This is a genomic window from Kitasatospora sp. UYEF31 (assembly GCF_057291755.1).
Map to the genome: position 1 here is coordinate 1 of NZ_JBXAWK010000022.1, position 13,683 is coordinate 13,683.

General features: G+C 64.4%; 16 protein-coding genes. 5 read left to right on the top strand and 11 right to left on the bottom strand.

Features of this window, described 5'->3' with window-relative positions; translation table 11 throughout:
• The first annotated feature begins 238 nt into the window (after nucleotides 1–238).
• The 3 genes from AC0Z36_RS13410 to AC0Z36_RS13420 all read left to right on the top strand — a co-directional run bounded on the left by AC0Z36_RS13410 (nucleotide 239) and on the right by AC0Z36_RS13420 (nucleotide 1,764).
• Nucleotides 239–418: a hypothetical protein gene (locus tag AC0Z36_RS13410; RefSeq protein ID WP_485463057.1), complete on the top strand. Its 180-nt coding sequence runs from the start codon at nucleotides 239–241 to the stop codon at nucleotides 416–418.
• Nucleotides 419–438: 20 nt separating this feature from the next.
• Nucleotides 439–1,170: a hypothetical protein gene (locus AC0Z36_RS13415; protein WP_485463058.1), complete on the top strand. Its 732-nt coding sequence runs from the start codon at nucleotides 439–441 to the stop codon at nucleotides 1,168–1,170.
• Nucleotides 1,171–1,305: 135 nt separating this feature from the next.
• Nucleotides 1,306–1,764 carry a hypothetical protein gene (locus AC0Z36_RS13420; RefSeq protein WP_485463059.1) on the top strand — a complete coding sequence of 153 codons (459 nt, stop codon included), beginning with the start codon at nucleotides 1,306–1,308 and terminating at the stop codon, nucleotides 1,762–1,764.
• A 24-nt stretch (nucleotides 1,765–1,788) separates the two neighbouring features.
• Here AC0Z36_RS13420 and AC0Z36_RS13425 read toward each other — a convergent pair whose 3' ends face one another.
• The 4 genes from AC0Z36_RS13425 to AC0Z36_RS13440 all read right to left on the bottom strand — a co-directional run bounded on the left by AC0Z36_RS13425 (nucleotide 1,789) and on the right by AC0Z36_RS13440 (nucleotide 4,095).
• On the bottom strand, nucleotides 1,789–2,427 hold the full coding sequence (locus AC0Z36_RS13425) for an IS30 family transposase (protein WP_485463137.1): 639 nt from the start codon (nucleotides 2,425–2,427) through the stop codon (nucleotides 1,789–1,791).
• Complete coding sequence (locus tag AC0Z36_RS13430) at nucleotides 2,385–2,831, bottom strand: hypothetical protein (RefSeq protein ID WP_485463060.1); 447 nt, start codon at nucleotides 2,829–2,831, stop codon at nucleotides 2,385–2,387. Before AC0Z36_RS13430 ends, AC0Z36_RS13425 begins: the two co-directional genes overlap by 43 nt.
• 242 nt (nucleotides 2,832–3,073) lie before the next feature.
• Entirely contained in the window at nucleotides 3,074–3,262 is a 189-nt protein-coding gene (locus AC0Z36_RS13435; protein ID WP_485463061.1) for a DUF397 domain-containing protein, read from the bottom strand.
• On the bottom strand, nucleotides 3,259–4,095 hold the full coding sequence (locus AC0Z36_RS13440) for a helix-turn-helix domain-containing protein (protein WP_485463062.1): 837 nt from the start codon (nucleotides 4,093–4,095) through the stop codon (nucleotides 3,259–3,261). Before AC0Z36_RS13440 ends, AC0Z36_RS13435 begins: the two co-directional genes overlap by 4 nt.
• A gap of 359 nt (nucleotides 4,096–4,454) precedes the next feature.
• Between AC0Z36_RS13440 and AC0Z36_RS13445 the strand changes: the two genes are divergently transcribed.
• Both AC0Z36_RS13445 and AC0Z36_RS13450 read left to right on the top strand, forming a co-directional pair.
• Entirely contained in the window at nucleotides 4,455–4,769 is a 315-nt protein-coding gene (locus AC0Z36_RS13445) for an ATP-binding protein (protein WP_485463063.1), read from the top strand.
• Nucleotides 4,770–4,923: 154 nt separating this feature from the next.
• Nucleotides 4,924–5,247, top strand: coding sequence for a hypothetical protein (locus tag AC0Z36_RS13450; RefSeq protein WP_485463064.1), 324 nt, complete (start codon nucleotides 4,924–4,926; stop codon nucleotides 5,245–5,247).
• A 55-nt stretch (nucleotides 5,248–5,302) separates the two neighbouring features.
• On the opposite strand, the gene AC0Z36_RS13455 is transcribed toward AC0Z36_RS13450, so the two are convergent.
• The 7 genes from AC0Z36_RS13455 to gcl form a co-directional block, all read right to left on the bottom strand.
• On the bottom strand, nucleotides 5,303–5,539 hold the full coding sequence (locus AC0Z36_RS13455; protein WP_485463065.1) for a hypothetical protein: 237 nt from the start codon (nucleotides 5,537–5,539) through the stop codon (nucleotides 5,303–5,305).
• A complete protein-coding gene (locus AC0Z36_RS13460) occupies nucleotides 5,536–5,985 on the bottom strand; it encodes an IMP cyclohydrolase (RefSeq protein ID WP_485463066.1) in 450 nt (149 codons plus the stop codon). Before AC0Z36_RS13460 ends, AC0Z36_RS13455 begins: the two co-directional genes overlap by 4 nt.
• A 398-nt stretch (nucleotides 5,986–6,383) precedes the next feature.
• Nucleotides 6,384–7,838, bottom strand: coding sequence for a catalase (locus AC0Z36_RS13465; RefSeq protein ID WP_485463067.1), 1,455 nt, complete (start codon nucleotides 7,836–7,838; stop codon nucleotides 6,384–6,386).
• 127 nt (nucleotides 7,839–7,965) lie between these two features.
• Nucleotides 7,966–9,003, bottom strand: coding sequence for an allantoicase (alc, locus tag AC0Z36_RS13470; RefSeq protein ID WP_485463068.1), 1,038 nt, complete (start codon nucleotides 9,001–9,003; stop codon nucleotides 7,966–7,968).
• Nucleotides 9,004–9,097: 94 nt separating this feature from the next.
• Nucleotides 9,098–10,441 (bottom strand): allantoinase AllB, encoded by a 1,344-nt coding sequence (gene allB, locus AC0Z36_RS13475; RefSeq protein WP_485463138.1) that lies wholly within the window; start codon nucleotides 10,439–10,441, stop codon nucleotides 9,098–9,100.
• Nucleotides 10,435–11,568, bottom strand: a complete 1,134-nt coding sequence (locus tag AC0Z36_RS13480) for a glycerate kinase (RefSeq protein ID WP_485463069.1) — start codon at nucleotides 11,566–11,568, stop codon at nucleotides 10,435–10,437. Before AC0Z36_RS13480 ends, allB begins: the two co-directional genes overlap by 7 nt.
• A gap of 409 nt (nucleotides 11,569–11,977) precedes the next feature.
• On the bottom strand, nucleotides 11,978–13,669 hold the full coding sequence (gcl, locus tag AC0Z36_RS13485) for a glyoxylate carboligase (RefSeq protein ID WP_485463070.1): 1,692 nt from the start codon (nucleotides 13,667–13,669) through the stop codon (nucleotides 11,978–11,980).
• Nucleotides 13,670–13,683 lie beyond the last annotated feature (14 nt).

Here is a 13,683-nt window from a genome sequence, read left to right on the forward strand (position 1 = left end):
AAACCTCACTTCAGCGCCTCAAGGATCTACCTGACGTGATACGCGGATTCTTTGGCGATCCGCATTTGGCTTATATCGCAGAGACTGTCTAGATACTTTGAATTGGGTTAGTACTCGTACCGCCATCCCTATGGACCTTCGTGCGCAAGGGTATAGATTCATAGTGCACACCCACCCCGAAGACGGAGTCCCGGGCGCACTGTCCGATGTTCAAAAGCGCACAGGGGTTCGCAGTAGTATGGAGCTTGATACCCAGAACAAAAGAGACGACCATATCGAAGCGGTAGTGAGCCGGACCGGGCTCTACACCTTCTTCGATAAAAATGGGATAATCGACCTGCCCGCCGACTCGCCGTTCCCTGCCGGGGGGCCGTTCAACAGGCATCGCCATGTGGTCGGCGTGCCAAAGATAAAGTGAACCCGACAGCGTGCGAGGCAATGCTGATGAAAAATAATCAGGGAGAGGATATGGATATGACCTTCTCGGTCGAGCCCAATGTTTGTGAATTCTGCGGTCGCCAAGTCATCTACGTGCCAGGATGGACCGGCCTCATCCCTTCGTACTGGAGTATGCTGGCTCTTTGGAAGGACAAAGCCACCGCCTTCAGTGGTTACTACCACTACTCCTGTCTTCGGAGTTTCAAGTCGCGCTCTCTATTCCATGCCGAAGCTCGCAAGATCCTGACCTCGGGGCCGCACGAGTTTTCTATCGAGGTCGACGGCATAGACGATCTGTATACGATTCAGCGTGACGTCCACCCTGCCCAGGCCAAAGTATTCCATGGCCCTGTTTCGAGTATTTTCGAAAGACCAGATTCTGGAGGTATACTCATCTTGGAGCACGATGGACCGATGTTCTTCCTTTCTGCATCCGAAGTGGACTCCGTAAGACAAGAGGGTTCATTCAGGAACAGTGCAGATGAGGAGAAGGCTCTCTTGCAAGGCGACCCGGGATCACAGGTCGCTGATTTTTCGTTCTCCGATTTGACTGAATTTTCAAATGTAACGGACCTGTATGACGAACCGATCCGATCAGGTGAGCTTGAATATGAGTTCATGGAATATTATGAGCCCAAGAGAATGGTAATTTATTCCGTCACCTGCCGACAGCCTCTGCCTGCAGATTCGGTAGAATTCATCCAGACAGCGCAGGAACTCTCCAAGCAATGAGCATTTCCGATCTCCGCTTGAGCAGATGAAGGCGCCCTCCATACCGGGATATTCTGGACGGACTCTGGAAACCCTGACAGAATGTAAAAAATCCACCACTCACTCACGGAAATTTGGTCATTTTGATTTTCGAGATTGGAAATATTCGACTTGCTGACTGAACAATTTCAAGCTGGCGATCATTTGATTCTGGAATCCCCTCCCAGAGATGCACAAATCAAGAAGATCGCCGGAGGATATGTATTCTTGAAGTGGCCATGGCGCAATATTGATCCGGAATCAACGACTCGCTGGGATGGTTTGACTGCATTCCCGCCAGAATCCGAAAACTCCGAATGGCTCAATACGCCTTGGCGCATTGAGCCTGAAGTCGAATGTCTCAAGATTGGGGATTCTTGCATGGTCGGGATTCCACGAACCAATGTGATCGTACGCAATTTTCGCACCTATAATCCAGCAAAAGATCTGGGTCGGCTTCCGCGTCCGAGATTTGGAATTTCGGTGGTCCAAGCCGGAGACTTCGAGGACGACGAGGAAGCAGGTTACATCGTCTACCTTGACGGACCTGAGGAAATTTCTGTATCTCACGCCTAAAATTGAAGGCTCTACTGCTTGATCTCAACTGGTCGAAGCAATTGAGGCGGTCAGCAGCTCGGCGAATACCTCGGCGGGTGTCTGATGGTCGAGGATACGGCGGGGCCGGGAGTTGAGTTCCTCGGCGACGGCCCGCGGGTAGGGCTCGTGGGCGGTGATGTCGGTGCCCTTGGGGAAGTACTCGCGCGACAGCCGGTTCGTGTTCGCGTTGGTCCCGCGTTCCCACGGGGAGTGCGGGTGGGCGAAGTACACGTCCGACTCCGTTGCCAGGGACAGGCGTTGATGCTGGGCCATTTCACTGCCCTGGCCCCAGGTCAGGCTGGTGGGCATCTGCCTGGGTACGTCGCGGACCGACTCGATGAGTGCGTCGCAGACGTCGGTGGCGTTGTTCCCCGACGGCAGGGGGACCAGGATCGTGTAGCGGCTGGTGCGCTCGACCAGAGTGCCCAGTGCGGTCTTCCCGTCCCTGCCGATGATGAGGTCCCCCTCCCAGGCGCCGGGGACCTTGCGGTCCTCGACCTCGGCGGGGCGGTCGTCGATGGAGTGCGTGCCGACGATCCGGGCGCCGCTCTGCTTCGTCCGGCCGCGGGGGCGGCGTTCGGCCCGGCCCCAGCGCGGGGCTACGCCGTGGCGGGCGAGTTCACCCTTGGGCAGGGCGTAGATCCAGGAGGGGGCACCTCCCGGACGGAGGAGTCTGGGGGAGAGACCGCTTCGTGGGAGATCACCCTGTCAGGGTCGGTGCGGCCGCGTTCCCGGCGCAACCGGCCGGCGACCTGGTCGGGGGACAGTCCGCGGCCCGGGCGGGCCGGGACCTCGCGGCGCGGGTCGGGAAGACGGTCGGGTTTCCGCGCCTTGGGTCGGCAACGGGATCGTCCGGCCTGGTCGTTCGCGTGGTGGGCGCGGTGGTTGGCCCGGCCGCCGTGGCGGCGGATCTCCCGGCTGACCACCGAGGGGCGGCGTCCGATCCGGGCGGTTGTCTGTCCGCCTTCCAGGTTCTCGACGATGCCCCGGGAGATCTCCCCGCGGTCGGCGGGTGACAGTGCGGTGCGGGTGGTCGGGGCGTTCACGGGTCGTGGTCTCCGGTCGGTGGATGAGGAGCCGAGCCTACGGGACCAAGATCAATTGCTTCGACCAGTTGAGATCAAGGACCACTGTGTCGGTCATGTAGAAAATCCCCCTTTGGAGATCGGTAAGGGGCATTTTCTACATGATCGACGCACCGGGATGTTCGATATTCCGCTCACCGAACTCCTGGTCTGCCGCAAAGTTCCCCGCCGGATATCCGGCGGGGAACTTCAGGGTGTTCTTCTCAGTTCCTGCCGAGCGCCTTCAGCATGGCGCCGAACGCTTGGAAGGTAAACTCCAGGTGACCGCGTTCGCGGTCCTTCGTGTCCCGGACACCTACCGTCGTTGAAAACTCGACTGACTCAACACAGTTATCGTTTCCACTGCTGCTGGAGTACGTGGACTTGCGCCATCCGCACTCATTGATGCTCACAGTTCTTTCATCCTCTCCTGGATTCTCTGTCGAGAATCCTTCTCCGACAAGGAAGCGCGCTCCAGCCTGCCGAGCATGCGCTTAAGCTTCTTCAGATCCAACTTGTCATCTTTGAGTGTCATGCCGCCATGCTGTTCAGTGAATGCCACGTCCGGATCGGTCGATTCCGCAAATTCAAAGAAAGTAATCCCACCCGAAAGAAAAGCAGTTTCCGATTCGAATGGAATTACCCTTATTTCGGCGTTTGACTGCACTCCGACCTCCAACAAGTGATTCAGCTGGTCACGCAGCACAGCCGGACCGCCAATACGCATGCACAGCAGGGCCTCGCCGAGGAACGCGTGAAGCGTTACAGGCTCCGCCCCGGACAGAATCTCCTTCCGACGCATGCGGACGTGGACCAAAATGTCAGCCTCATCCGGGTCTGGAACAAAGTCACTATTCGCGAAGATTGCTTTCGCGTAGGATTCTGTCTGCAAAAGGCCAGGGATGGCGCTCATATTCGCAAGCGACACATTGGAAGCTTGCGCTTCGATGGAGATATATTCCTCAAGAGAGGCAGTGATCTGATCCCGATACTCAAGCCACCAACGGTAGTCATTTCCGCTAGTGAAGAGATTTTCGAGATTTTTTAGATCAGCTTCACTGACCTCGTAAAGTTCCACCATTTTCAGAAAGTCATGATACTTGAGAGCGACTCGCGCCGCTTCGATACGAATAACCTTCGTTCGATGCCATCCGAAGATTTCCGCAGAAGCATCGATGGTGTATTCAGCCGCATCACGTAGCCGGCGTAATTCAGCGCCTAGCCTGCGCTGCTTATAGGTGGGCATAGACGGCATCCTGTCTGCTCCCTGCGCTGTCTCGACCAGTGTGCCCCAAGTCTCCCGCCATCGGGATGCCTTGAGGGTACTCACGCAGACAGTTCCGCCGAGAAGGTAGCGTGCACCGGTGCATGTGTGGCAATCTACTTTCAGTCACCGCCGCTCACGCAACGTTAGATGATCTCTGCGCAGAGCGACATGCACCCCACGTCAGGGAGAGCACGCATGTCCGGAGCCCCACCGATCACCCAGGATCACGTGCTCCCACCCATCGGCCCGTGGGCGGCAACAGGCGACCGCATTGCCACCATCACAGTCATGCCGAACCCGGCATTCGTGCCTGCCGTACGTCTCCTCACAAGGGCTACGTGCAAGCAGGTGGAACCACTGAGGACATCGCCGACACGGCGGAACTCCTGGTCTCCGAACTGCTGACCAACGCCACCACACACGCGGGAACCGCAGCGACCGTGCGCATCCTCTACGACGGAGCGCAACGCCGACTTCACGTCGCTGTTTACGACGGTAGACCCGAGCCATCCGTACTCGTGGAGTGCCCCGCGGATGACGCCGACCTCTACGAGGGGTCGCGTGGCCTGGTCCTCGTCAGGAATCTCGCGGACATCTTCGCGTGGGATCTCTGGCAGGGCGGCAAACGCGTGTGCATCACCCTGCAGACCTGACGTCCCAGAGCCACCACCCGCACGCGGGCGGAAGTGCAGGACACCACGGAGGAGACCGCCCCGTTTGAGCCGGGGCGGTTTCCTTCACCACCGGACAGAGCCCGGCACCCAGCATCTTAAACAGTCACGACCAGCGGCCTATAGGAGGATCAGCATGACGATTCCGCTGCCGTACGGCAGTGCACCGAAGTCCACCCACATCCCCACGGTCGCGGTCGCCTACGACCCCGCGCACACCGCGCGAGGGCGCCCGTACGTCGTACTGTCCGGTCCCGAGAGGACCGACAACGGAAGCCTGGACCTGTGCAACTGGCGGGCCGAATCGTACAGCCTGACGCAGTTGCTGTCCCTCGTCTTGGGAGCCTTCGCCGCTCTTCCGCCGGAGGCTCAGACTCAGATCCGCGAAATCATCAACCGGCCTGTCATCCGTACGCACCCCGCAGGACGCCGACCCCTCGGAAGGGAGGCCACAGCATGAGCGGCCTACAAGGTAGGTGCGGGATTCCGTCGATCAGTTCCCTGGCCTCCTACTGTCAGGCCGAGCGCTGGATCGTCGAAGCGGGACCCTGGCACGGATCCACCAACACTGCGGCGACCCGGAATCGGGGGTCCAGCGCGGACCAGATCTCGTCCAACAACTCGGGGCCGTCGACCGCCAGGACGCTGGTCTCCTCGAAAGGTCCAGCCACGGAGACGACCTGGCCGTCCGAACGGTAGGTGGTCAGCAGCACGGCTTCGCCCGGTTCCAGGTCCTGCACGGTCAGCGTCATGACGTTGGTGGACAGTCGTGAGCCGGTGCTCGGACGGGCAGCGCCGAACACCACCGTGCGACCGCCGTCCCGGCTGAGCAACGCGGTGATCCGGGAGGTACGGATCGGCGGGTCGGGCTCGTACTCCAGTGCCCCCAGGGAATCGGCTCCGACATGCCCTTGCGCAGCCGCTCGGTCACCTGGGAGACCTGCTCACCATTGCCGAGGATCAGCCGGTCGGGGGTCGCCAGGGCTGCCGCATAGTGCCTCAACGGGTCGTGTGCGGTGGGCGCGATGGGCCCCACCAGCAACTCGTCGCCGTCCACGCGCAGCGCGCGGTCCTTGGAGGCGGAGCTCCGACCGGTGAGGAAGTATCCGGCGAGTACCGCACCGGAATGAGTCCGGGCGCAGAGCACGCCTCGGCCCGGATACGGATTCGCGGTGAGCAGGGTCTTGAGATCAGTCATGGTTTGGACTCTCTTGGTAAAACCGGGCTCATCAGCATGAGCTCGTCGAGCACGAGCAAGGAGGCAAGCGACACGTTCAGTGAATGATGTCTTCCGAACGGGCTCCGAGATCTTCATCCGGCCCGTCGAAGACGCCGAGGACCCGCAAACCATTCCGGGGTCCGTCGCCGGACCCGACGAGTCGAAGCAAGTGCGAACGTACGTCCTCAACTTGCTCGGGCTTCAACCGCTCAACCAGATCGTGCAACTCTGGGTAGTGGTTCCGTGCCATGTTCAGGAAATCGAATCTAACCACGCGGTTCCAGGCCGAGCAGTCCGCACTCACGCAGCACCCTTCCGTACGCCAAAAAAACGCGCCCCGACGTCCGAAGACGCCGGGGCGCGCACTTGATCAACTGTCAGACGTCGCGCACCGCCGCGACCGCCTTCGCCACCCGCTCGCCGAACTCCTGGTCAGCTGCGCCGAAGTGCTGCACCATGCGGTCCACGATGTCGTCCCGCGTGACCTGGCCCAGGCTGCCCGCGATGTTCTCGACCAGCCTTGCCCGCTCCTCGCCGGACATCAACCGGTAGAGCTCGCCCGCCTGGAAGAAGTCGTCGTCCTTCTGGTGGGCCGGCGCCTCGTGGGTGCCGGTGTGGCCGTTCACCGCGAGCGGCGCGTACAGCGGCTGGCCGGTCTCGTACGGGCCGCCGAAGCTGTTCGGCTCGTAGTTCTTGGCCCGCCCGCCGGAGTTGGCCGCCATCAGGCCGTCCCGGCCGTGGTTGACCGCCACCGTGGCCTTGGGCGCGTTGACGCCCAGCTGCGTGTGGTTGACGCCCAGGCGGTAGCGGTGCGCGTCCGCGTACGCGAACAGCCGTCCCTGGAGCATCTTGTCGGGGCTCGGGCCGATGCCGGGCACGAAGTTGTTCGGGTTGAACGCGGCCTGCTCGACCTCGGCGAAGACGTTCTCCGGGTTGCGGTTGAGCGTCAGCCGGCCGACCTTGATGAGCGGGTAGTCCGCGTGCGGCCACACCTTCGTGAGGTCGAACGGGTTGAACCGGTAGCGCGGGGCCTCGTTCACCGGCATCACCTGGATGTGCAGCGTCCACGACGGGAACACCCCGCGGTCGATCGCCTGGTGCAAGTCGCGCTGGTGCGAATCCGCGTCCTGGCCTGCCAGTTCGGCGGCCTCGGCGCTGGTGAGGCTCCGGATGCCCTGGTTCGTCTTGAAGTGGTACTTCACCCAGAACGCCTCGCCCGCGGCGTTGACCCACTGGTAGGTGTGCGAGCCGAAGCCGTGCATGTGCCGGTACGACGCGGGGATGCCGCGGTCACCGAACAGCCAGGTCACCTGGTGGATGGCCTCCGGCGAGTGCGACCAGAAGTCCCACACGTTCTCCGGCTCGGTGCTGCCGGTGTACGGGTCGCGCTTCTGCGAGTGGATGAAGTCCGGGAACTTCAGCGGGTCTTTGATGAAGAACACCGGAGTGTTGTTGCCGACGAGGTCGTAGTTTCCCTCTTCGGTGTAGAACTTCAGCGCGAACCCGCGGGGGTCGCGCACTGCGTCGCTCGCTCCGGCGTTGCCCGCGACGGTGGAGAAGCGCTGGAACACCTCGGTGCGCCGGCCGACTTCGCCCAGGAAGTGCGCGCGGGTGTAGCGGCTGATGTCCTCGGTGACCTCGAAGACGCCGTACGCGCCCGAACCGCGGGCGTGCACGATGCGCTCCGGGATCCGCTCCCGGTTGAACCGGGCCAGCTTCTCGATGAGGTACTGGTCCTGGATCAGCAGCGGTCCGCCGACGCCGGCTGCCGCGCTGTTCTGGTTGTCGGCGACGGGCGCGCCGGACTCGGTGGTCAGTATCGGCTTGGTCATTACGGGATCGACTCCTTGTCGGGCGGTTTGATCAGACGCCGGGTCAGCGGGATTGCGCAGAGGCGGCGCCGACAATGTGTCAGGCACGCTGTGGGCAACCGCCCCTGATGAGGCATCACATACGGATTCAGACAGTGTTGAAGCTGTCCTGGAGGGTTGCCAGGCCAACCTCGGTCAGCCGTCCCGGCAGCCGCAGCCGGGCGATCCCGCCGTCGGGGAACACCTCGATGCGCACATGCGTGACGGCGGGGATGTCAGCGAGCCGGAAGCGGTGCCGGGTGTCCGGCTGGACCCTGGTCCGGGGGAGCAGTTCGAACCACGCTCCGGCGTCGTTCGTCGCGTCGCTGCCTTGCAGCGAGACCCAGCCGGGCGCGTTCCCGAGGTAGTTGTCGATGTCGATCTCGGCGGCCAGCAGTTCGGCCTGTCCGACGAGACGGACCCGCACCCAGTCGTTGCCGTTGTCACGGCGGCGCCGGGTCTCCCAGCCTTCCCCCATGACCCGCGAACGGCCGGGCGCGTTGAGATTGTGCGGCGACGAGAAGTAGCGGTCGCTCGCGGCCTCGGCGACCGCGCCGTACTCCTGTGCGGCGAGGTCGACGGTGAGCCCGTCGAGGTAGACGGGGTCCGGCACGGCCTCGCCGTAGACGCGGAGCCGGGCTATCCCGCCGTCCGGGAACATGTTCAGCCGTACGTGGGTGAAGCGCTGTCCGGATGTCACGTCGAACGAGTGCGCCGTGTCGCCCTTGAGCGGGCTCTGCGGCACGATCGTGGTCCACACGACCGCCGGGTCGGCGAGGTCCTCCACCGACGGGATGCCGGGTACGGACGCGGCTTCGACCGAGCCGGACGGCGGGTAGTTGCCGGTGAAGAACGCGGTGTCCACAACAACACCGCGGATCACACCGGAGACACCGAGCCGGACGATCGCCCAGTCGTGCGCCCCAGCCTCGGGGTGCGGGTGCTCGGCCGACGGGCCGCGGCGGCGGCGGGTCTCCCAGCCGTCCATGATCTGGCCCTTGGGCCCGAACGTGTGCGGCTGGAAGACCGGGGTCTCGGCCTTGAGGAGGTTCTCCTTCTCGGCGAACCACTCGTCGTTGGCCGCGACCACGCCGGCGCCGAGGACACGCGACGCGAGGTTGACGAGTTCGGTGTAGTCAGTAGTCACTGCGGTATCTCCTTCTGGGATCGGTCGGTTGACGTCGCATCAACTCAACCTGAAGGAGGTCCGTGCCCGCGTAGTCCCCGGCCGCTCACAGTGATCACAGCGCGGTCTCCGCCCGGTCCAGAAGTCGTCCGCGCGGGATACCGCAGACGTCCACCGGCGCTCCCGCGAGCCACGTCGTCCGCACCTGTCCGGTGAGCACCTGGCCCGCATACGGCGACACGGGGTTGCGGTGGTGCAGCCGCGCCGGGTCGACGGTGAACTCCGCGTCCGGGTCGAACGCGACCAGGTCGGCGTCGTAGCCCGGGGCGATCGCGCCCTTGCGGGCCAGGCCCACGAGTTGCGCCGGTCCTGCCGACATCAGCGCGACCACGTCGGCGAGTTCGAACCCGCGGGTCCGCGCCTCGGTCCACACGGTGGCCAGGCCGAGTTGCAGCGATGCGATGCCGCCCCAGGCGAGGGCGAAGTCGCCGACGTCGAGCATCTTCAGGTCGGCGGTGCACGGCGAGTGGTCCGAGACCACCGCGACGAACGAACCGGCGGCAAGCCCCCGCCACAGCCGGTTCCGGTTGTCCGCGGAGCGGATCGGCGGGCAGCACTTGAACGCCGTGTCGCCCGCCGGAACGCCCTCGGCCACCAGCGTCAGATAGTGCGGGCAGGTCTCCGCTGTGACCGCGACCCCGTCGGCGCGCGCGGCGTCGAGCAGCGGCAGGACATCAGCCGAGGAAACATGCAGCACGTGCACCCGGGCACCAGTGCGCTTCGCGGTGTCCAGCAGCTGTTCCACCGCGACTGTTTCGGCCGCGTCGGGCCGGGAAGCGAGAAAATCGGCGTACGTGCGACCCGCGCGCTGCGGGGCCGCATCCAGTTCGTGCGGAGACTCCGCGTGGATGATCGCGAGCGCGCCGATCCGGGCCTGCTCGGAGAGCGCTTCGTCCAGTTCAGCCGCATTCACATGCGGGAACTCATCGACACCCGAAGGCGCGAGGAAACTCTTGAACCCATACACCCCGGCCTGGTGCAGCGGCTCCAGATCGGCGGTGTTCCCCGGGATCGCACCGCCCCAGAAGCCCACATCCACGTACACCCGGCCGCGCGCGACCTCCTGCTTGGTCCGCAGGGCCGCGACCGTCGTGGTCGCCGGGATCGAGTTGAGCGGCATGTCGATGAGCGTTGTCACACCACCGGCCGCCGCCGCCCGGGTCGCGCTTGTGAAGCCTTCCCACGCCGTACGGCCGGGCTCGTTGATGTGCACGTGAGTGTCCACCAGACCAGGCAGCAAAGCGAGTTCGCCCAGGTCCTCGACGCGGGCGGAATGAGAACTTCCGTACGGCAGGACCTCAGCTATTCGGTCACCGGCCAGGACGACGTCGGCAGGGCGTTCGCCCTCCGGCGTGAGCACTCGGCGGGAACGCAGCACATGAGTGGGGGTATTCACGATCCTGCCTCCGAATCAGTGGTGCCTGCGCTACCCAGCAGGTCCCGGGCAAGCTGTTCGCCCGCGTCCTCGGCGAGTTCGCCCGCGCGGGCCATGCTGGCGGCGCCGAAGTCTTCGAGCGCGTAGGACGCGACGATCCCGGCCGCTTCGAGCTGTTCCCTGTTCAGCTCGACCCGGCCGCACACCACCGCCACAGGGACCCCCCGCTCGCGCGCCGCCGCCGCAACCCCTGCCGGCGCCTTGCCGTGCAAGGTCTGCTGGTCCAGACTGCCCTCCCCCGTGACCACGAGCGCCGCTCCCTCAAGCAGCACGTCGAAGCCGAGCAGTTCCAGCAGTAGCCCGATACCGGGCCGGGTCGTCGCGCCCAGCAGGGCGAGCGCACCGAACCCTGTTCCGCCGGCGGCTCCAGCACCCGGGATGTCCGCGGTGTCCCGGGAGACCACCTCGGCCCACCGCTCCAGGGCCGCGTCGAGCAACCGCACGTCGTCCGGCGTGGCGCCCTTCTGCGGTCCGTACACTTCGGCTGCGCCCTTCGGGCCGAGCAGCGGATTGTCCACGTCGGAGGCGATGACCAGTTCGACACCGGCAAGCCGGGCCGCGAGGTCGCCGCGCTCGATCCGGTCGAGCCGAAGCAGCGCAGCTCCCCCACGCGGCAGGTCCTTGCCGTCCACGTCGAGCAGACGAACCCCGAGTGCCCGCACCATCCCTGAACCGCCGTCAGTCGACGCGCTGCCGCCGATCCCGAGCACAATCCGCGTGCAGCCCAGCGCCAGCGCCGCGCCGATCAGTTCACCGACCCCTGCGGTGTCAGCCGTCAGCGGAGCGGGCCCGTCAAGGAGCAACGCCAGGCCGGAAGCCTCAGCGAGTTCGACCACAGCGGTCAGATCGCGTACGGCGAACGCCGCGTCAACGAGCTCACCCGTCGGGCCGGAAACCCGAGCTACGACCCGTTCGAACCCGGCGGCCACCGCGGCGTCCACGGTGCCCTCACCGCCGTCGGCGATGGGGAGCGTACGCACGTCGGCGTCCGGGAACACCCGCCGGATCCCGGCGCCGATCCTGGCCGCGGCCTCCACCGCGGTCAGGCTCCCCTTGAACTTGTCGGGGGCCAGGACGACGACTGGTCCCATGCGGGTGCTCCTTCGAGTCAGAAGTTCAGAAAGTTCAGAAGGTTCAAGAGGTTCAAGAGGTTCAAGAGGTTCAAGAGGTTCAAGAAGTTCAAGAAGTTCAAGAAGTTCAAGAAGTTCAAGAAGTTCAAGACGTTCGAGAACTTCGAGAAGGTCAGGGGTTCAGGGGTGCCGGCGGTTCAGCGACTGCGGAGGCCGACTGTTTGAACTCCGTACGGACACAATCAACTACGAGTTGACGATCTTGGGAAGAGTAACCCGCCCGGCGACGCTGGGCGCGACACCACATCGGGAGTCGACGTCGCCGGGCGGAGTGGAGGGGGAGCGGGGAACGTCGCAGGAAGACGGGCCGGACGGCACACCGTGCCCCGCTCCGGTCAATGGGTTCGGCTAGGTAGCTCCGGCGCGGTCCCTACGGGACCGGCTCGAACTCCTTCACCGCGTCGATCGACGGGCCGTGCGGCGTGTTGGCCTCGCGCTCGATCATGATCTCCACGAGGACGGGCCGCGACGTGCGCTGCGCTTCCTTGCGGGCCCATTCGAGTGTCGGCCGGATGTCGTCGGGCTCGACGATGCGCTTGCCCGAGCAGCCGTACGCCTCCATGAGCTTGACGTTGTCCGTACCGGCGACGTCGTAGTGGATGTCCACCTGGAAGTTCATGTCGTACGGAATGGAAGCCTGGCGGATCAGGCCCAGGTACTCGTTGTTGATCATGATGATCACAAACGGCACGTCGTACTGCGCCGCGACCGCGAGTTCCTCAACGAGGTACTGGAAGCCGTAGTCGCCGACGATGCCGACCACTTCGGCGGCCGGGTTGGTGTTCTTGAGCGCCTTCTTGACGCCGATCGCCGCCGGGATCTCCCAGCCGAGCGGCCCTGCCTGGCCGCACACCTGGTAATGGCGCGGCTTGTAGGCCTTCTGGTGCTGGCCGCCCCAGATCTGGTAGAGGCCGATCGCGGTGACGAAGTATGTCTCCGCGTCGAAGACTTCGTTGATTTCCTTGTAGATCCGCGGCGCCTTGATCGGCACAGTGTCGAAGTCCTCGCGGCGGGTCAGCGTCGCGCGCAGCTCCTGGATCCTGGCCACCCACGGCCCGGCCTCGCGGCGGATCCCACGGGCCCGCGCGGCGGTGATGATCGCCTTGAGGAACAGTCGGGTGTCGGACACGATCCCGAGGTCGGGCTCGAAGACCTTGCCGAGCTGGGTCGGTTCGATGTCCACGTGGATGAACTTGCGGGTGCCCCGGTAGACGTCGAGCGTGCCGGTGTGCCGGTCGCCGAAGCGGGCCCCGAGCGCGAGCACGAGGTCGGACTCCAGGAACGACGCGTTGCCGTACCGCTGCGACGTCTGTACCCCCGTCATACCGCTGTACAGCGCATGGTTTTCGTCGATTGAGCCCTTGCCCATCAACGTGACCTGCACCGGCACCTGGAGCAGCTCGGCGAGTTCGAGCAGTTCTTCGTGCGCCTCACCGATGATGACGCCGCCGCCCGAGAGCAGCAGCGGACGCTCGGCGGCGAGCAGCAGGTCGAGGGCCGCCTCGACGCGCGGGAGGTGCGGGTGGACCTCGGGGACCGGCAGCGGCACGTCCACCTCGGAGTCCCACCAGATCTCCTGCTTCTGGACGTCCAGGGGCAGGTCGATCAGGACCGGTCCCGGGCGGCCGGAGCGGGCCAGGCGGAAGGCCTCACGGAAGATCCACGGAGCCTGTGCGGCCTCCTTGACCTGCACGGACCACTTGGTGACCGGCTTGGAGATCTCGACGATGTCGACCGCCTGGAAGGCCTCCTGGTGCAGCTTGCTGGAGACGGCCTGGCCGGTGATGCACACGATCGGGATGGAGTCCGCGAGCGCGGTGTACAGACCGGTGATCATGTTGGTGCCGGCCGGTCCTGACGTGCCGATCGCAACGCCCACACCGCCGTTCGTCCGCGCCCAGCCGTCGGCCATGTGGGTCGCGCCCTCTTCGTGACGGACAATCAGGTGCTCGATCCCGCCGACCACTTCCATCGCCTGGTAGAGGGGAAGGATGGCTGCGCCGGGGCAACCGAACGCGGTGTCGACGCCCTCCGAAAGCAGCACCTCCACAACGGCGTTCATCACTGGAACACGAC